Source organism: Pseudomonas sp. P9_2, assembly GCF_034008255.1.
In the GTDB taxonomy this organism is placed as follows: domain Bacteria; phylum Pseudomonadota; class Gammaproteobacteria; order Pseudomonadales; family Pseudomonadaceae; genus Aquipseudomonas; species Aquipseudomonas synxantha_A.
This window is the reverse complement of the sequence record NZ_CP125376.1, coordinates 1,905,072-1,923,121: the sequence shown is the minus strand read 5'-3', so window position 1 is coordinate 1,923,121 and position 18,050 is coordinate 1,905,072. Positions and strand designations below refer to the sequence as shown.

At 60.3% G+C, this 18,050-nt stretch carries 13 protein-coding genes; 6 read left to right on the top strand and 7 right to left on the bottom strand.

Features of this window, described 5'->3' with window-relative positions:
• Nucleotides 1-55: 55 nt before the first annotated feature.
• From QMK52_RS08400 to QMK52_RS08390, 3 genes are read left to right on the top strand one after another with little or no spacing between them, the layout of a single operon-like run.
• Entirely contained in the window at nt 56-1,021 is a 966-nt protein-coding gene (locus QMK52_RS08400) for an HlyD family secretion protein (protein ID WP_005792395.1), read from the top strand.
• Entirely contained in the window at nt 1,018-3,735 is a 2,718-nt protein-coding gene (gene rbbA / locus QMK52_RS08395) for a ribosome-associated ATPase/putative transporter RbbA (protein WP_320404010.1), read from the top strand. Before QMK52_RS08400 ends, rbbA begins: the two co-directional genes overlap by 4 nt.
• Nucleotides 3,735-4,853 carry an ABC transporter permease gene (locus QMK52_RS08390; protein WP_005792397.1) on the top strand — a complete coding sequence of 373 codons (1,119 nt, stop codon included), beginning with the start codon at nt 3,735-3,737 and terminating at the stop codon, nt 4,851-4,853. The genes rbbA and QMK52_RS08390 overlap by 1 nt, the downstream gene beginning before the upstream one ends.
• Before the next feature lie 41 nt (nt 4,854-4,894).
• Here the strand turns inward: QMK52_RS08390 and QMK52_RS08385 are convergent, their stop codons facing one another.
• The gene (locus QMK52_RS08385) at nt 4,895-5,302 is read right to left on the bottom strand and encodes a flagellar basal body-associated protein FliL (protein WP_005792398.1); all 408 of its coding nucleotides are present in this window, start codon (nt 5,300-5,302) and stop codon (nt 4,895-4,897) included.
• 150 nt (nt 5,303-5,452) lie between these two features.
• On the opposite strand from QMK52_RS08385, the gene QMK52_RS08380 reads away from it, so the two are divergent.
• Nucleotides 5,453-6,430, top strand: coding sequence for an NADPH:quinone oxidoreductase family protein (locus QMK52_RS08380; RefSeq protein ID WP_194439539.1), 978 nt, complete (start codon nt 5,453-5,455; stop codon nt 6,428-6,430).
• A 231-nt stretch (nt 6,431-6,661) separates the two neighbouring features.
• Nucleotides 6,662-7,999, top strand: a complete 1,338-nt coding sequence (gene glpT / locus QMK52_RS08375) for a glycerol-3-phosphate transporter (RefSeq protein ID WP_005792400.1) — start codon at nt 6,662-6,664, stop codon at nt 7,997-7,999.
• Here the strand turns inward: glpT and QMK52_RS08370 are convergent.
• Together QMK52_RS08370 and QMK52_RS08365 are read right to left on the bottom strand one after the other, a co-directional pair.
• Nucleotides 7,996-8,649, bottom strand: coding sequence for a gamma-glutamylcyclotransferase (locus QMK52_RS08370; protein ID WP_032878816.1), 654 nt, complete (start codon nt 8,647-8,649; stop codon nt 7,996-7,998). The two genes, glpT and QMK52_RS08370, sit on opposite strands and share 4 nt — an antisense overlap.
• A 27-nt stretch (nt 8,650-8,676) precedes the next feature.
• Nucleotides 8,677-11,064, bottom strand: a complete 2,388-nt coding sequence (locus tag QMK52_RS08365) for a TonB-dependent receptor plug domain-containing protein (RefSeq protein WP_005792402.1) — start codon at nt 11,062-11,064, stop codon at nt 8,677-8,679.
• Nucleotides 11,065-11,389: 325 nt separating this feature from the next.
• On the opposite strand from QMK52_RS08365, the gene QMK52_RS08360 reads away from it, so the two are divergent.
• Nucleotides 11,390-11,872, top strand: coding sequence for a hypothetical protein (locus tag QMK52_RS08360; protein ID WP_005792403.1), 483 nt, complete (start codon nt 11,390-11,392; stop codon nt 11,870-11,872).
• 60 nt (nt 11,873-11,932) lie between these two features.
• Here the strand turns inward: QMK52_RS08360 and QMK52_RS08355 are convergent, their stop codons facing one another.
• The 4 genes from QMK52_RS08355 to rho all read right to left on the bottom strand — a co-directional run bounded on the left by QMK52_RS08355 (nt 11,933) and on the right by rho (nt 17,825).
• Entirely contained in the window at nt 11,933-12,901 is a 969-nt protein-coding gene (locus QMK52_RS08355) for a CDP-6-deoxy-delta-3,4-glucoseen reductase (RefSeq protein WP_320404009.1), read from the bottom strand.
• Nucleotides 12,901-14,367, bottom strand: a complete 1,467-nt coding sequence (gene ubiD / locus QMK52_RS08350; RefSeq protein ID WP_003195329.1) for a 4-hydroxy-3-polyprenylbenzoate decarboxylase — start codon at nt 14,365-14,367, stop codon at nt 12,901-12,903. The genes QMK52_RS08355 and ubiD overlap by 1 nt, the downstream gene beginning before the upstream one ends.
• 59 nt (nt 14,368-14,426) lie before the next feature.
• Nucleotides 14,427-16,409: an acyltransferase family protein gene (locus tag QMK52_RS08345; protein WP_005792405.1), complete on the bottom strand. Its 1,983-nt coding sequence runs from the start codon at nt 16,407-16,409 to the stop codon at nt 14,427-14,429.
• Between the two features lie 156 nt (nt 16,410-16,565).
• A complete protein-coding gene (gene rho, locus QMK52_RS08340; RefSeq protein ID WP_003176825.1) occupies nt 16,566-17,825 on the bottom strand; it encodes a transcription termination factor Rho in 1,260 nt (419 codons plus the stop codon).
• Between the last annotated feature and the right edge of the window lie 225 nt (nt 17,826-18,050).

Below are 18,050 nucleotides of genomic sequence, written 5' to 3'. Positions count from 1 at the left end.
AGACCCTCACGGGCCAAACCCATCACACTGGACGCTAACGCCGCAGGATGCAGCCATGTCTACGAACCACCATACGTCCCGTCTGTTCGCCATCGCCCTGATCGTCCTCCTGCTGGGGGCGGGGGCCTTTGGCTACTGGCGTTCGACCCAGGATCGCCTGCCCGAGGGCTTGAGCATGGGCAACGGGCGCCTGGAGTCCACCGAAGTACAAATCGCCGCCAAGATCCCCGGGCGCCTGGCCGAAGTGCACGTGGATGAAGGCGACAAAGTGCTCAAGGGCCAGTTGCTGGCACGCATGGACACCCGCACCCTGCAAGCCCAGCGCGCCCAGGCCGAAGCAGAGGTGTTACGCGCCAGGGAAAACTTCGCCTCTGCTGAAGCCAACGTGCAGTTGCGCCAAAGCGAGCAACTGCTGGCCAGCCAGGAACTCAAGCGCACCCAAGAGCTGTACCGGCGCGGCTTCGCCAGCAGCCAATTGATCGACCAGCAGCAAGCGCGCCAGAATACTGGCAACGCGGCAGTGATCGCCGCCCAAGCCCAGGTCAACGCGGTGAAGGCCGCCATCGGCGCAGCCCAGGCCCAGGTGGCCCAACTCACCAGCGAAATCGACGACAGCAGCCTGCGTGCGCCCATCGACGGCATCATCCAATTGCGCTTGGCCGAGCCGGGCGAAGTGCTCGGCGCGGGTGGGCGCGTGTTGCTGCTGATTGACCCCAATGACCAGTACATGAATCTCTACCTGCCCGCCTCCGTCACCGGCCGCCTGACCGTCGGCAGTGAAGCACGCATCCTGCTCGACGCCCTGCCCCAGCAAGCGCTACCGGCCAAAATCAGTTTTGTCGCGGCCAAATCGCAGTTCACTCCCAAGGAAGTCGAAACCCGCGATGAGCGACAGAAACTGGTGTTCCGCGTCAAATTGCGCCTGACTCAGCCCAGCGCCGTGCCACAAGCCAAACCGGGCATGCCCGGCGCGGGCTATGTACGCACGGCCGATGTCGACTGGCCGGCCCACCTGCAATGAGCGGCCTGGCGCTGCACGCCACGGGGATCAACCACCGCTACGGCAAGCAACAGGCACTGCTCGACATTGCCTTCAGCTTGCCAGCCGGTACCCGCTGCGGGTTGATAGGTCCGGACGGCGCCGGCAAGTCGAGCCTGCTGGGTCTGATCGCCGGGGTTAAAAAGCTGCAGGAGGGCCAGTTGCAGGTGCTCGGCGGTTCCATCCAGGACCGTCGCCACCGCAATAGCTTGTACCCGCGCATTGCCTTTATGCCCCAGGGCCTGGGCGGCAATCTGTACCCCGAGCTGTCCATCAGCGAGAACATCCGTTTCTTCGCCACCTTGTTCGGCCTGTCGAAAGCCGATTGCGACCAGCGCATGCACAACCTGCTGCTCGCCACCGACCTCGCACGCTTTGCCGAGCGCCCGGCAGGCAAGCTCTCTGGCGGGATGAAACAGAAGCTCGGCTTGTGCTGCGCACTGATCCATGATCCGGACCTGTTGATCCTCGACGAGCCCACCACCGGCGTCGACCCGCTGTCACGCCGGCGTTTCTGGGAGCTGGTAGACAGCGTACGCAGTGAGCGCCCGCAACTGACACTGCTGGTGGCCACCGCCTACATGGAAGAGGCCGAGCAATTCGAGCATTGCCTGATGCTCGACCGTGGCAGGTTGATCGCCGATGGACTGAGCCGCGAACTGGCGGCGATAACGCCCAGCGGCAAACTGGATGAGGCCTTCACGCACTTCCAGGGCGACAGTGCCCACGACAGCCAGCCGCTGGTAATTCCACCGCGCACAGGCGGCAACGCCGATATCGCTATCCAAGCCCACGACCTGACCCTGCGCTTTGGCGATTTCACCGCGGTGAACAACGTCAGCTTTGCCATTGGCCGCGGCGAGATCTTCGGCTTCCTCGGTTCCAACGGCTGCGGCAAGACCACCACCATGAAAGTCCTGACCGGGCTGATGCCAGCCACCGAGGGCAGTGCAATCCTGCTGGGCAAACCGGTAGACGCCAAGGACCTGGCGACCCGCAAGCGCGTGGGCTTCATGTCGCAGAGCTTCTCGCTGTATGGCGAGCTGAGCGTGCGCCAGAACCTGGTGCTGCATGCGCAACTGTTCGACTTGCCCAAGGCCGACAGCGGTCCGCGCATTGATGAACTGATCCAACGTTTCGACCTGGGTGAAGTGGCCGAACAGCCCTCCGGCGAGTTACCCCTTGGCCTGCGCCAGCGTTTGTCCTTGGCGGTTGCGGTGCTGCATCGCCCGGAAGTGCTGATCCTCGATGAGCCCACCTCGGGCGTCGACCCGGCGGCGCGGGATGATTTCTGGCGGTTGCTGATCGAGTTGTCGCGGCAACAAGGCGTGACCATCTTCCTGTCCACCCACTTTATGAACGAAGCCCAGCGCTGCGACCGCATCTCCTTGATGCATGCCGGCAAGGTGTTGGCCTGCGACACGCCCGAGGCGCTGCAACAGCAGTTCCACGGCGATACCCTGGAGGCGGCTTTCGTCACCTGCCTGGAGCAGGCCCAGGGCGAACCCGAACCCAGCGCGCCCCGTGCAACGGTCAACGATGCCCACGCGCCGCCCGCGAGCACACACGGCTTCAGCCTGGCGCGGTGGTTAGCCGTGGCCAGCCGCGAAGGCAAGGAGCTGCTGCGCGACAAGGTACGCATGGCCTTCGCCCTGCTCGGGGCGATGTTCATGATGGTGATCTTCGGCTACGGCATTTCCCTGGACGTGGAAAACCTCGCCTTCGCCGTCTACGACCAGGACCAGACCCCGCAAAGCCGCGCCTATCTAGAGGCATTTCGCAGTTCGCGCTATTTCGCCGAGCAAGCACCCATTCGCGACGCCAACGAATTGCACCGGCGCCTGCAACGTTCGGAAATCAAGCTGGCCCTGGAGATCCCACCCGGCTTTGGCCGTGACCTCTACGCCGGCCGCCAGCCCACCGTCGCGGCCTGGCTCGACGGCGGCATGCCGTTTCGCGCTGAAACCAGCCGCAACTACGTGGAGGCCGTGCACCAGGGCAACCTTGCGCAACTGGCTGAACTCAGTAGCTTACCCTTGAACAACCGGGCCGCCGTCAAGCTTGAAACACGCTTTCGCTACAACCAGGACGTGGTCAGCGTGAATGCCATTGGCCCTGGCGTGATGGCGCTGATCCTGGCGTTCATTCCGGCCATGCTCACCGCCCTCGGCATTGTGCGCGAGAAGGAGCTGGGGTCGATCACCAACTTCTATGCCACACCACTGACACGCCTGGAGTTTTTGTTGGGCAAACAGGCGCCCTACCTGGTCATCAGCCTGGTCAACCTGGCACTGTTGGTGGCGATGAACCGCTGGTTGTTCGGTGTACCGTTCAAAGGCAGCGGCCTGACCCTGGCTTTCGGTGGCCTGTTGTACGTGCTGGCGACCACGAGCATGGGCCTGCTGATCTCGGCGTTCACCCGCACCCAGATCGCGGCGATCCTCGGCACCATGATCATCACCAGCCTGCCGACCATCCAGTTTTCCGGGCTGATCGTGCCGCGTTCGTCCCTGGAAGGTGCGGCAGCGCTGATGGGCATGCTGTTTCCGGCCGGGCACTTTCTGGATATCGCGGTGGGCACCTTCACCAAGGCCCTGGACCTGCGCCAGTTGTGGCCACAATGCCTGGCCTTGTTCGGATTTTTCGTCGGTTTTACCGGGCTGAGCCTGGTGATGCTCAAGAAGCAGGAGGCCTGATGCACAAGCTCGCCCATATCCTGCGCCTGGGGCTCAAGGAACTCACCAGCCTGCGCCACGACAGCGTGTTGCTGCTGTTTCTGGCCTACGCCTTCACCGTGGCGATCTACATGCCCGCTGCCGGTTCGGTGATTGGCGTGCACAACGCCAGCGTGGCCTTTGTCGATGAAGATCACAGCGCGCTCTCGCGGCAAATGGCCGAGGCCCTGCAACCACCGGAATTCCAGGCGCCGGCGCCACTGGCCTACGACCAGCTGGACAGGGTCATGGACAGCGGCCAATACACTTTCGTCGTCAATGTACCGGCGAATTTCCAGGCCGACCTGTTGGCGGGGCGCCAGCCGGGAGTGCAGGTGAACATCGATGCCACGGCGATGAGCCAGGCATTCATGGGCGCGGGTTACATCGGGCGGATTTTCCAACGCGAACTGCTGACCTACAGCGGCCAGGCCGACGCTGCCGGCAAAGCTCCGGCCCTGCTGACTACTCGGGCGTTGTTCAATACCAACCTGGAAGGTGGCTGGTTCCTGGCGGTGATCCAGATCGTCAACAACATCACCATCCTCGCCATCGTGCTGACCGGTACGGCCCTGCTGCGTGAACGCGAGCACGGCACCCTCGACCATCTGCTGGTGCTGCCCCTGACCGCGCTGGAGATCATGCTGGCAAAAATCTGGAGCAACATGCTGGTGGTGGTGTTGTGTACGTGGCTGTCCCTGGAACTGGTGGTCAAAGGCTTGCTCGGCGTGCCATTGGCCGGGTCGTTGAGCCTGTTCCTGTTGGTGACGGCCCTGTATTTATTTGCGAGTACTGCGTTGGGGATCTTCCTCGCCACTCTCGCCCGCTCGACGCCGCAGTTCGGCCTGCTGGCGATCCCGGTGATCATTCCCATGCTGTTGCTCTCTGGCGGCAGTACACCGCTGGATAGCATGCCCGAATGGTTGCAGTGGGTGATGCAGGGCTCGCCATCGACGCATTTTGTGAGCTTGAGTGCCGCGATTCTATTCAGGGATGCGGGGTTGAGCGTGGTGTGGCCAGACTTGCTGGCCCTGACGGGAATTGGCTTGGTATTTTTTGCGGTGGCGTTGGCGCGGTTTCGCAAGAGCCTGGCTTCCTGAGGCGCCTGGCAGGACCTCGCGAATGGCGCTAAGCGCCGGCTTCACTGGATGATCAGATTGTTGAAGAGCAAATCTTCCACCATCGGCTTGCCGGTCTCGTCATTCATCACTTGCTGGGTTTGTTTCAGGGCTTCCTGACGCAGCTTTTCCTTGCCTTCGACCGTACTCATGGCCTCGCTGGTCTGCTGGGTAAACAGCGCCACCAGCTGGTTGCGGATCAACGGATCGTTGGCTTTGACCGCCGCGGCTGCTTCGGTGCCGGTCACGCGCAGGGCGATATCGGCCTTGTAAACCTTGAGCTTGGCCGTGCCATCCAGGCCGTAGTTGCCCACAAACGGCGGGGTCAGGCTGATATAGCTGACTTTCGGTGCCTCGCCTTCCTTGGCCTCTTCGGCCTGGACGGCCATCGGCAACGTCAGGGCCAGCATCAACAGGATCCACGCTTTCACAGTTCATTCCTCGAATTCGTTTGCCCGGTAGCATAACGCTAGCAAGGCTGAGCACAAGCTTATGGGGGCTTATCAGGCGCGGGTATGCTCGTTGACCCACGGGCGCACCCTCCTACACTTATCGGCCACGATGCCAAAAGGAATAGTCCGATGAAAGCTGTGCTGTGCAAAGCCTTCGGCCCCGCCGAAACCCTGGTGCTGGAAGAGATCGCCAGCCCTGCGATCAAGAAGAACGAAATCCTGCTGGACGTGCACGCGGCCGGGGTGAACTTCCCGGATACCCTGATCATCGAGGGCAAGTACCAGTTCAAGCCGCCCTTTCCATTCTCACCCGGTGGCGAAGCGGCAGGCGTGGTCAGCGAGGTGGGTGAGAAAGTCAGCCACTTGAAGGTCGGTGACCGCGTAATGGCGTTGACCGGCTGGGGCAGCTTTGCCGAGCAGGTCGCGGTGCCTGGCTATAACGTGCTGCCGATTCCGCCGAGCATGGACTTCAACATCGCCGCCGCCTTCAGCATGACCTACGGCACCTCGATGCACGCGCTTAAACAGCGCGCCAACCTACAACCCGGTGAGACCCTGCTGGTGCTAGGCGCCTCCGGCGGTGTGGGCCTGGCCGCGGTGGAAATCGGCAAGGCCATGGGCGCACGTGTGATCGCCGCCGCCAGCAGCGCCGACAAACTCGCGGTGGCCAAGGCGGCCGGGGCTGATGAGTTGATCAACTACAGCGAAACCAGCCTCAAGGACGAGATCAAGCGCCTGACCGATGGCAACGGCGCTGACGTGATTTACGACCCGGTGGGTGGCGACCTGTTTGACCAGGCCGTGCGCGCCATCGCCTGGAACGGCCGCCTGCTGGTAGTGGGGTTTGCCAGCGGGCGCATTCCCGAATTGCCGGTGAACCTGGCGTTGCTCAAGGGCGCGGCGGTAGTCGGGGTGTTCTGGGGCTCGTTTGCCCAGCGCCAGCCGCAGGATAACGCGGCGAATTTTCAGCAGTTGTTCACGTGGTATGCCGAGGGCAAGTTGAAGCCGTTGGTGTCGCAGGTGTATCCGCTGGAGCAGGCTGCCCAGGCGATTAATGATCTGGGGCAGCGCAAGGCAGTGGGTAAGGTCATCGTACAACCCCGCTGACCGAAGTGAAATGCGATCCTTGTGGGAGCTGGCTTGCCTGCTCCCACAGTTGATCTCTGCGGGCTCTGAGGAATTCGTTACGACCACAACTTATCTATTTACGACATGTTCGTAAAAGAACATGCAATTGCTCTCGTTTCCTGTGTTTGCAGATAAGAGGCGATGCTATTTTCGGTAACGAAACTGTAACATTCGCATCCGCAGTCAAAACAAGAAATTTGGAGCTCTTGAATGTTTGCTTTCTTTCGACCTGCCGCACACCAGGCGCCCCTGCCTGAAGAAAAAATAGACAGTACCTACCGACGCCTGCGCTGGCAGATCTTCGCTGGTATTTTCTTCGGTTACGCCGGCTACTACCTGCTGCGCAAAAACTTCTCCCTGGCCATGCCCTACTTGATCGACGAGGGTTACACCCGTGGTGAACTGGGCCTGGCGATGTCGGCGATTGCGATTGCCTACGGTTTGTCCAAGTTCCTCATGGGCCTGGTGTCCGACCGTTCCAATCCACGTTACTTCCTGCCGTTCGGCCTGCTGGTTTCAGCGGGGGTGATGTTCATTTTCGGTTTCGCACCTTGGGCAACCTCCAGCGTGACCATGATGTTCATTCTGCTGTTCATCAACGGCTGGGCCCAGGGCATGGGGTGGCCGCCGAGTGGGCGGACCATGGTGCACTGGTGGTCGCAGAAAGAGCGCGGCGGCGTGGTGTCGGTGTGGAATGTGGCGCACAACGTCGGCGGTGGTCTGATCGGCCCGCTGTTCCTGCTGGGCATGGCGTGGTTCAACGACTGGCATGCTGCCTTCTACGTGCCGGCCACCGTGGCCCTGGCGGTCGCGGCGTTCGCCTTCATCACCATGCGCGACACCCCGCAATCGGTGGGCTTGCCGCCTATCGAGAAGTACAAGAACGATTACCCGGAAGGCTACGACGCCAGCCACGAAGACGAATTCAGCGCCAAGGAAATCTTCGTCAAGTACGTGCTGCGCAACAAGATGCTCTGGTACATCGCCTTCGCCAACGTATTTGTCTATCTGCTGCGCTACGGCGTCCTGGACTGGGCGCCGACCTATTTGAAAGAAGCCAAACACTTCACGGTCGACAAGTCGTCCTGGGCGTATTTCTTCTACGAGTGGGCAGGCATCCCGGGTACGCTGCTGTGCGGCTGGATGTCGGACAAGATCTTCCGTGGCAATCGCGGCCTGACCGGCATCGTGTTCATGGCTCTGGTGACGGTGGCAACACTGGTTTACTGGCTCAACCCGCCGGGCAACCCGATGGTCGACATGATTGCGCTGTTCTCAATCGGCTTCCTGATCTACGGCCCGGTCATGCTGATCGGCCTGCAGGCGCTGGAGCTGGCACCGAAAAAAGCCGCCGGCACTGCCGCGGGTTTCACCGGCTTGTTCGGTTACCTGGGCGGTTCGGTAGCAGCCAGTGCGGCCATGGGTTATACGGTTGACCATTTCGGCTGGGACGGTGGGTTCGTACTGCTGATTGGTGCCTGTGTACTGGCGATCGCGTTCCTGATCCCCACGCTGTGGCACACCAACAGCGTCAGCTCGGCGCGTTAATCGGCAGAGCAATCTTTGGCACAACGCTTGAGCCGCGCCTCCAGGTTTTTATCTGGCATGGCGTGGCTACGCAGGGCGTTCACGGTCTGCTCGACATAATCGCGAGTCGTGCCGTAACGCCCGCAAGCGCTTTGCAGCACATGATTAAGCACAATGTCGGGCAAGTTGCCGGCATAGCTAGGCAAGTGCCGCTCCAGAACAAACCCCAACGCCTGCACGGTGCTGCCATCTTCCAATCGGCAACTGAGCCAGTGCGGCCGGTACGAGGGGTAAGGCATCTCACGTTGCCATAAAGCGTAAAGCGAGGCCTCCAACTGGTCTTCCGGCAAGCGGTAGGCAAACCCGCTGCAGGAACCACCGCGATCCAACCCAAACACCAACCCCGGCAGCTCCGGCGTACCGCGATGCTCGTGTGACCACAAATACAGGCCACGGTGATAACCGTGAACCCGTGCCCGCACCCGCTCGGTCGACGAGCACTCAGGGCGCCAGATCAGCGAACCATACGCAAACAGCCACACCGGCCCCCCCTTGTGCCGAGCCATGGTGGCTTGCATCGAGCTCATCAATTGTTCGTGAGTGAGTTGCGGCCCCAGATCGAGCCGCGGAGGGTAAGCCAATTGCAGAAGATCGGTTTCAATGGCGGTCATGGCGAAAAGCGGTGCGCCTCCTGTGTGTTACCAGTTGTAAGCGACTTTACCGTAATAGAACGCGCCGCTGTAACCGTACGGCGAAAAAGTGCTGTAGGCGAGATTGCCGCCGCTGCTGGCGTAAGCATTAACCTTCTCTGGGTATTTGTCGGTAACGTTGTCGCCACCCAGAGTGAAGGTCCAGTTCTTGAGCTTGTAGTCGGCTGACAGGTCCAGCACCCAGGCGGCCTTGAAGGTCTGGTCGTTGACCTTGTCCGCCTGATAACTGGTGAACTCACCATAGCGCACCAGGTTAGTGTGCAGCGCCCAATTACCGAAGGTGAAGTCGTTGCCCAGGCTCAGCTTGTGCTGGGGCGTGGTATCGCCCAGCAAACCGATACGCTCGCGGCGGTCCACCCGCACCAGGTTGGCCCCCAGGCTGTCGAGAATCGCGGGGTTGGCTTTCACGTCGGTGACTTTGGTGTGGTTGTAGTTGTAGCCCACGGTACTGTTCCAGCGAATGCCGTTATCGAACTGGTAGCGATAATTGGCCACCAGGTCGACCCCATCGGTGCTGGTGTCCGTGGCGTTGGTGAAGTACCGGGCCGTGGTGTAGTTGATATTGCCGACGCCATTGGCTTGCAGGTAAGCCACCGTGGCCGGGTTGAGATTGAGGTTAGACGACAGGCTGATGCGGTCGCGGATGTCGATGCGGTATACATCGAGCGTGACGGTCAGGTCATCGGCCGGCTCCAGCACCAGGCCGAGGCTGTAGTTGCGCGACTTTTCCGCCTTGAGGTCTTCGGCACCGAGCAGGCGCGCCACCTGACTGTTGGCCGGGAAGGTGCCGGCTTCCTGGATGGTGCTGCCGATCAACTGCGATGAGGTGTAGGCAAAATTCTGCTGGGCCAGGGACGGCGCACGGAAACCGTTGGAGATGCTGCCGCGCAAGGCCACCTGGGGGGTGAAGTCGTAGCGGGCCGACAGCGAGCCGCTGACGTTGGAGCCAAAGTCACTGTAATCCTCATGGCGCACGGCGGCCGAGGCGCTGAGTTTTTCGGTGAAGTTGGTTTCCAGGTCCAGGTACTGTGCCCAGTTATGCCGCGTGCTGGTGCCGGCATCGGCATCGCGGAAACCGCCCAGGCCGGAGCTGCCGGTCTGGTAATAGGACGCAGGCTCGCCCGCCTCGATTTCATAGCCCTGATGCAGGTATTCACCGCCGAACGCCACGGAGACCGGATACGGCAGAAAGCCCACATCGAACTCACGGGACAGATCCAGGCTGACTTGCTTCTGATCGTTGCTCAGGGTGCCGTTGTTGAATTTACGCGGCGTTGCCAGGCCCAATGAGGTGTTGATGGTTTCAGTCCCCAGTTCGTACTGGTTCTTGCCGTAGTTGGCCGACAAGTCGTAATGCCAGTTGTAGGCCAGCAGGCCGCGCAGGCCCACCACCAGAGAAGTGTCTTCCAGGTTGCCCTTGATCAGCGGTAGGTAGCCGTTGGGGTTGAGTGCGGCAATGTTATTGGAGGCGTTGCTGGCCCGGTAGAACGCCGCTGTTTCACCGCGGCGCTTGCTGTAGCCACCGAAGGTGTAGAACTCGGCGGCATCGCTGAAGGAATATTCCGAGTTGAACTGGAACTTGCCTTCATTGGTGGCCGGCTCACCTTGGCGGAACACACGCTGGCCGTAGGTGGTAGAGCCGATGCTGCCGGGGCGGTAGTCGTTGCCGGCGCGGTTGGTGTAGTCGTTGTCGGCGCCTTCGGCAGACAGGTTGATAAAGCCATTGTCGCCCAATGCCAGGCCCGTATTACCACTGACATTACGCTGGATACCATCACCCTTTTTGTACTCGCCAAACTTGCTGGACACCGAGCCGCCATGGTCGGCGTTTTTGAGGATCACGTTGATCACCCCGGCGATCGCATCGGAGCCGTAACGTGCAGAAGCACCGTCGCGCAGCACTTCGATATGGTCCACCGCCGACAGCGGAATGGCATTCAAGTCTGCCGGGGCCGAACCGCGCCCAACCGCACCGCCCAGGTTGACGAAGGCGCTGGTATGTCGACGCTTGCCGTTGACCAGCACCAACACCTGGTCCGGCGACAAGCCGCGCAACTGCGCCGGACGCACCAGTTCGGCGCCGTCCACCAGGCTTGGCCGGGGGAAGTTGATCGACGGTATCAGCCGCGCCAATACGGCACCCAGCTCATCGGAGCCGGTACTGCGCAGGTTTTCACCGGAGATTACGTCGATTGGCGACAGCGATGCACTGGCGGTGCGCTCTTGGGCGCGGGTTCCGGTGACGATCACAGTGTCGAGTTTAGGTGCATCAACCGCAGAAGTTTCGTCTGCCAGAACTGGATTGAATCCCACAACGGTCAGCAAATTGGCCGACAAAATCGCCGTGTATAGCGCGTGTTTCCTGTAGCTCCCCATACCGCTCCCCTTTGAATCAAAAATAGAACTGCAATGCGCGAAGTTCGTACGATCGATCCGGCTGGCGGGCGGTGGCGGTCAGTATCTGGTTATGGTCGGTGAAGTCGGTAGTCCGTTGCGATATAGCTTAAAGATATTCATCAACCAGAATAAATACCTTAAAAGAATAAGCAAAAGCATAAGCACGCTCGCCCATTCGTCAGGATCCACACGGCTAATCCCGGTACTTTCAGCCCCGGTTCAGCCTGGGCGCGTGCCAAACCGTCAAACTGCGCGCCTGTAACGACCCACTTAGCCGTTCATCAAATCGACTACCGAGGTCGCCATGAAAAAATTCCGATTGCCTGGCCTGTTATTGCTTGCCCAGGCCACCACTGCACTGGCGAGCGAAACGCCAACGGCGACTGACGACAAAGGCTTCTGGTACGCCCAGACAAGCGTCTACACCCGGCACTTTGCACCCGACCCGCAACACAACAACAAACAGGACCTGATCGGCCTGGAGCGCAATGAGGCGTCGGGCCTGGTGTATGGCGGGGTGACCTTTCGCAACTCGTTTCGCCAACGCTCGTACTATGCCTATGCGGGCAAGCGCTACGACATGGCCGACTACCCGGTGTATGCGAAGTTGACTGGTGGATTGATCCAGGGCTATCGCGGCGAGTATCGCGACAAGATTCCGTTGAATCGATTCGGGGTGGCGCCAGTGATCATTCCGTCTGTGGGTACCCACTACGGACCGGTCGCGGCGGAGCTGGTGTTGCTGGGGTTCAATGCAGCGATGGTGACGACTGGCTTACGCTTCTGACACGACACTGTCCCCTGTGGGAGCTGGCTTGCCTGCTCCCACATTATTCAGCGCAACACTTCAGGGCCGTGGGGCGTAGGCAAACACGTCAGCGCGCATCCGGTGAGCATCCATACCGGCGTCGACCAATGCATCCAGGGTGCCATAAATCATCGCCGGTGAGCCGCTGGCGTAGACATGTACCGTGTTGAGATCGGCAATGTCCTCGCACACCACCTCGTGCAGCAAACCGCAGCGCCCTTCCCAGCCACAGAGGTCGCTGACCACTTTGTGCAGGAACAGATTGGGCAGTTGCAGCCACTGATCCCAGTGCTCGATCTGGTAGAAATCTTCCGGGCGCCGTACGCCCCAGTACAGGTGCACCGGGTGCTTGAAGCCCGAAGCGCGACAGTGCTCGATCAGACTGTGCATCTGCGCCATACCGGTACCGGCGGCCATCAGCACCAGCGGTCCGTCCGGCAACTCGGCCAGGTGGGTGTCACCGAACGGCAGTTCCACACGGGCCATCCGGTTGCGCTGCAATTGTTCGATAAGGTTGCGCGCACTGTCCTCGCGCACCAGCACATGCAGCTCCAGCTCACGCCCGGCATGGGGTGCGGAAGCCAGGGAAAACGCCGACTTCTCGCCGTTCTCCCGTTCGAGCATCAAATATTGCCCGGCGTGGTAACGCACCGCCTTACCGGCCGGGGCGCGCAGGCGCACACGCCACACATCGCCGCCGACTTCGACGCACTCGATCAATTGGCATGACAATTTGCGCAACGGCAACTCTCCTGGCGCCAGTACGCCATCCCACAACACAATGCAGTCTTCCAGCGGTTCGGCGATGCAGGTATAGAACTCGCCATGGTCACGCACTTCACCGGCCTGGCTTACCCGGCCCTCCACCAGCAACGCCGCACATACATGGCACACGCCATTGCGGCACGCCTGGGGGCATTCGTACCCCAGGCGGCGTGCACCTTCGAGGATTCGTTCGCCAGGGACCAGCTCCAGTACAGCGCCGGAAGGTTGCAGGGTTACACGCATCAATCTATTCCCAATTCTTTCCAGATCGCATCGACACGCGCGGTGACGGCTTCATCCTTGACGATCACCCGGCCCCACTCGCGAGTGGTCTCACCCGGCCATTTGTGGGTGGCATCCAGGCCCATTTTCGAACCCAGGCCCGATACCGGCGAGGCAAAGTCCAGGTAGTCGATCGGCGTGTTATCGATCATCACCGTATCGCGCTTGGGGTCCATGCGCGTGGTAATGGCCCAGATCACGTCGTTCCAGTCCCGCGCATTGATGTCGTCGTCGGTCACGATAACGAACTTGGTGTACATGAACTGTCGCAAAAACGACCACACACCCAACATGACGCGCTTGGCATGGCCCGGATACGACTTCTTCATGGTCACGATGGCCATGCGGTACGAACAGCCCTCGGGCGGCAGGTAGAAGTCGGTGATTTCCGGAAATTGCTTCTGCAGGATCGGTACGAACACTTCGTTGAGCGCCACACCGAGAATGGCCGGCTCATCGGGTGGACGACCCGTGTAGGTACTGTGGTAGATCGGTTTGACCCGATGGGTGATGCGCTCGACGGTGAACACCGGGAAGCTGTCGACTTCGTTGTAATAGCCGGTGTGGTCGCCGTAAGGGCCTTCATCGGCCATCTCACCCGGGTGAATCACGCCCTCAAGGATAATTTCGGCGGTAGCCGGCACCTGCAAGTCGTTACCGCGGCACTTGACCAATTCGGTGCGATTACCGCGCAACAGGCCGGCGAAGGCGTATTCGGACAAGCTATCGGGCACAGGTGTCACGGCGCCGAGAATGGTCGCCGGGTCGGCCCCCAGGGCCACGGACACCGGAAACGGCTTGCCCGGGTGTTTTTCACACCACTCTCTGAAGTCGAGTGCCCCGCCACGGTGGCTCAGCCAGCGCATGATCACCTTGTTGCGGCCAATGACTTGCTGACGGTAGATGCCGAGGTTCTGGCGATCCTTGTTCGGGCCTTTGGTGACCGTCAGGCCCCACGTGATCAGCGGGCCGACATCGCCCGGCCAGCAGGTCTGCACCGGCAGCATGGCCAGGTCGACATCATCGCCTTCGATGACCACTTCCTGGCACACCGCGTCCTTGACCACCTTGGGGGCCATGGCAATGATCTTGCGGAAGATCGGCAGCTTCGACCAGGCGTCCTTCAAGCCCTTGGGCGGCTCGGGCTCCTTGAGAAACGCCAGCAACTTGCCGATCTCACGCAGCTCGCTGACCGACTCGGCACCCATGCCGAAGGCTACGCGCTCGGGCGTACCGAACAGGTTGCCCAGCACCGGAATATCAAAGCCGGTCGGGTTTTCGAACAGCAGCGCCGGGCCCTTGTTGCGCAAGGTGCGGTCGCAAATCTCAGTCATTTCCAGTACCGGAGAAATCGGCATCTGGATACGTTTCAACTCTCCGCGCTGCTCAAGTTGCTGCACGAAATCCCGAAGATCCTTGAATTTCATTAAACATGCCACCCGTAAAATAGGCGTACATCCTACCTGCTCTGAGGGCGGCTGGCAGCTTAATTGGCCGTCACGCCGCGTGATTGCAACGAACTGAACAATGGCTCAAGGAAGGCTTCAATGTGTCGCGCCCCCACGTCTGACAGATGGTTATCGTCGGTATACAGCGCGCGACCATTGAGTTCGACCCGGCACAAACCATCGACGCCGCACAGCAGGGGCGCAGGGTCCAGCACCGCGACACCACTGTCGGCAGCCGCCAGTTCGTCAAACAATTGCGTGATGAACGCCTGGCGCTTCACATGCTCGGCCACGGCCAGCCCTTCACCACTCACGGGCCGGTTCATCATCGCCAATCGGCTGAGACGGTAAGGCACGATGATTTCCTGCAGCGGCACTTCCTTGACCAGCCAGACCTTATGGCCGGCAGCACGCAAACCCTGGATGCGTTCGCGCAAGCCTTGGGCGAAGCGTTGCTCGGCGACGGCACGCACGTACTGGCCAGTGCCGGGGTCCTTGAGCGCATGTTCCTTGTCACCCGACATTTGCCCGTACACATACAGGCTCCAGCGGGCGGCCAACACCACATCGCTGAATGCCTGCTCGGCCATGGCCTTTTCGACGCGATGGTTGAAATGTGCGCACCGGGCAATATTCTCCAAGCCATCGAGCGGTATACAGCCGGCAAAACTGGCCTCAACCAGGCTGATATCGTGGCGATCAGCACCCTCTTTGAGCGCGGGTATCAGCGCCGTAGCGTGACTATCACCCCATACCAGCGCTGAAACCGATTGGCCTTTCGGGCCGAAATGGCAGAACAGGCGCTCATCGGGCGTATCTTTGTCGGCCATGCACGCCAGCAGGTCCGGGCTCCACTTCTTGGCTTGGGCAAAACGCAACGCCTGCTCGGACAAGCGCGAAGGCACGCCGTCAGCTTCGCGTATCGCAAGGCCAGTGAAACCCAGGCCCAAGATGCCGACGACCGCTGCCGCCAGGATCGCCTTGCGCGGAGCCAGCAAGCGCTTTTCCCGGAACGGCGTTTCCACAAAACGCCAGGACAGATAGCCCAGCACCAACGAAAGCAGCATCAGCCCGGCAAGCTCCAGGGGGCTCAAGCCATCCACCGCGGCATAGTTGGCATACACGAACACCGGCCAGTGCCAGAGGTACCAGGAATAGGAAATCAGCCCAATCCCTACCATCAGCCGGGTGCTCAACAGGCGCCCAACCCAGGTGTGTTGCTGCCCGTTGGCCCAGATCAGACCGACCACACCCAACACGGGCAACAGCGCGGTGGCCCCCGGAAAGGGCGTTTTCGCGTCGTAACCCAATACGGCAATCAGGATCAGCGCCATTGAGGCCAGACTGACACCTTGCGCCAAGGCCGGTGAGGCCCGCCATTCACGCATGGGCAGCACCGCCAGCATGGCACCGGCCAGCAACTCCCAGGCTCGCAGATGCAAGAGGAAGAAGGCTTTCTGCGGTTCATGCTGAACCGCCCAGACGCTCATGCCAAAAGACCCGAGCAACACCGCAAACAGCGCCAGGCGCCAGTGCTTCAAGCGGCTCGAGAGTAATGTCAGCAGCAGCGGGAAGAAAATGTAGAACTGCTCTTCTACCGCCAGCGACCAGGTATGCAACAAGGGTTTGATGTCTGAAGAGACATCGAAATAGCCATGCTGACGCGAGAACAGCAGGTTGGAGGTAAACGTCACCTGATAGTGCGCCGAACGCCCCAACTCCTCATAGTCCTTGGGCGCCAACAGAAACCAACCCACTGCCAGTGTCGCGGCGATCATCACAAACAGCGCGGGCAAGATACGTCGGGCACGGCGAGCCCAGAAGTCGATGAAACTGAAGCGTCCAGCTTGACGCTCACGCCAGATGATTGACGTAATCAGGAAGCCCGAGATGACGAAGAAGACGTCAACGCCAACAAAACCGCCAGTAATGCCAGGGACACCAAAGTGGAACAACACGACTGCAAGGACAGCGATGGCACGCAGGCCATCGATGTCTCTGCGGTAAGCAAGGGTGGTCATAAGAATGTGGTCAGTCTGCGACGAAAGGGATGAGCGAAGTCACGCGTCAATTTTTGTTACTTAACGGATACTTATGCCACAAAAATCGCAGAATCTCGACGCAAAAAAAATGGCGCCCCATTAAGGGCGCCATTTTTTTGGACCTGAAACGCTGTATTACTTGCGTTTCATCGACAGGAAAAACTCGTCGTTGGTCTTGGTGGTTTTCAGCTTGTCGATCAGGAACTCGATGGCAGCCACTTCGTCCATCGGGTGCAGCAGCTTGCGCAGGATCCACATACGCTGCAGCTCGTCGTCAGCGGTCAGCAACTCTTCGCGGCGAGTGCCGGAGCGGTTGATGTTGATCGCCGGGAACACACGCTTTTCAGCAATGCGACGGTCCAGGGGCAGCTCCATGTTGCCGGTACCCTTGAACTCTTCGTAGATCACTTCGTCCATCTTCGAGCCGGTTTCAACCAGCGCGGTGGCGATAATGGTCAGCGAGCCGCCTTCTTCGATGTTGCGCGCGGCGCCGAAGAAACGTTTCGGTTTCTCCAGGGCGTGGGCATCGACACCACCGGTCAATACCTTGCCGGAGCTCGGGATCACAGTGTTGTAGGCACGGGCCAGACGGGTGATGGAGTCGAGCAGGATCACCACGTCCTTCTTGTGTTCGACCAGGCGCTTGGCCTTTTCGATCACCATTTCGGCAACCTGCACGTGGCGGGTTGGCGGCTCATCGAACGTCGAGGCAACCACTTCGCCGCGCACGGTGCGCTGCATCTCGGTCACTTCTTCCGGACGCTCATCGATCAACAGTACGATCAGGTGAACTTCAGGATTGTTACGCGCGATGTTCGCTGCAATGTTCTGCAGCATGATCGTTTTACCGGCTTTCGGCGGCGCGACGATCAGGCCACGCTGGCCTTTGCCGATCGGGGCGCACAGGTCGATCACACGACCGGTCAAGTCTTCGGTTGAACCGTTACCGGCTTCCATCTTCATGCGCACGGTCGGGAACAGCGGGGTCAGGTTCTCGAAGAGAATCTTGTTTTTCGCGTTCTCGGGGCGATCGAAGTTGATCGTGTCGACCTTGAGCAGGGCGAAATACCGCTCGCCCTCCTTCGGAGGACGGATCTTGCCAACGATGGTGTCACCGGTGCGCAAGTTGAAGCGACGGATCTGGCTCGGCGAGACATAGATATCGTCTGGGCCGGCGAGATAGGAAGCGTCTGCGGAGCGGAGGAAGCCGAAGCCGTCCTGGAGAATCTCCAGCACGCCATCACCGGAGATTTCCTCGCCGCTTTTCGCGTGCTTCTTGAGCAGGGAGAAAATCACGTCCTGCTTGCGCGAACGGGCCATATTTTCTATGCCCATTTCTTCGGCCAGTTGGAGCAGGTCGGTAATCGGCTTTTGCTTGAGTTCAGTCAGATTCATATAGGAATGACGTAATCATTTATGGAGGGGGGAAATTAAGCTTTTGGCTTAATGAGGCCGCGCCGCAGAGAAGGCGACAGGATCGCGTACTAATCGAAAAGGAATGCGTCGGCGACGGCTTGCAGGGGGCAGTGGAGAAACCAGTGCGGGGCCGAATGTACCACCTGAATTTCGGAGCGTCTAGCCCTGTATTACGAAAAAGCCCCGAGATTTTCGGGGCTTTTT

What these genes read in the sequence shown, in the direction of transcription:
- QMK52_RS08365 (WP_005792402.1), bottom strand. Translation starts at nt 11,064, where the DNA reads ATGGGGAGCTACAGGAAACACGCGCTATACACGGCGATTTTGTCGGCC.
- ubiD (WP_003195329.1), bottom strand. Translation starts at nt 14,367, where the DNA reads ATGAAATTCAAGGATCTTCGGGATTTCGTGCAGCAACTTGAGCAGCGC.
- rbbA (WP_320404010.1), top strand. Translation starts at nt 1,018, where the DNA reads ATGAGCGGCCTGGCGCTGCACGCCACGGGGATCAACCACCGCTACGGC.
- QMK52_RS08400 (WP_005792395.1), top strand. Translation starts at nt 56, where the DNA reads ATGTCTACGAACCACCATACGTCCCGTCTGTTCGCCATCGCCCTGATC.
- glpT (WP_005792400.1), top strand. Translation starts at nt 6,662, where the DNA reads ATGTTTGCTTTCTTTCGACCTGCCGCACACCAGGCGCCCCTGCCTGAA.
- QMK52_RS08390 (WP_005792397.1), top strand. Translation starts at nt 3,735, where the DNA reads ATGCACAAGCTCGCCCATATCCTGCGCCTGGGGCTCAAGGAACTCACC.
- rho (WP_003176825.1), bottom strand. Translation starts at nt 17,825, where the DNA reads ATGAATCTGACTGAACTCAAGCAAAAGCCGATTACCGACCTGCTCCAA.
- QMK52_RS08355 (WP_320404009.1), bottom strand. Translation starts at nt 12,901, where the DNA reads ATGCGTGTAACCCTGCAACCTTCCGGCGCTGTACTGGAGCTGGTCCCT.
- QMK52_RS08360 (WP_005792403.1), top strand. Translation starts at nt 11,390, where the DNA reads ATGAAAAAATTCCGATTGCCTGGCCTGTTATTGCTTGCCCAGGCCACC.
- QMK52_RS08380 (WP_194439539.1), top strand. Translation starts at nt 5,453, where the DNA reads ATGAAAGCTGTGCTGTGCAAAGCCTTCGGCCCCGCCGAAACCCTGGTG.
- QMK52_RS08370 (WP_032878816.1), bottom strand. Translation starts at nt 8,649, where the DNA reads ATGACCGCCATTGAAACCGATCTTCTGCAATTGGCTTACCCTCCGCGG.
- QMK52_RS08345 (WP_005792405.1), bottom strand. Translation starts at nt 16,409, where the DNA reads ATGACCACCCTTGCTTACCGCAGAGACATCGATGGCCTGCGTGCCATC.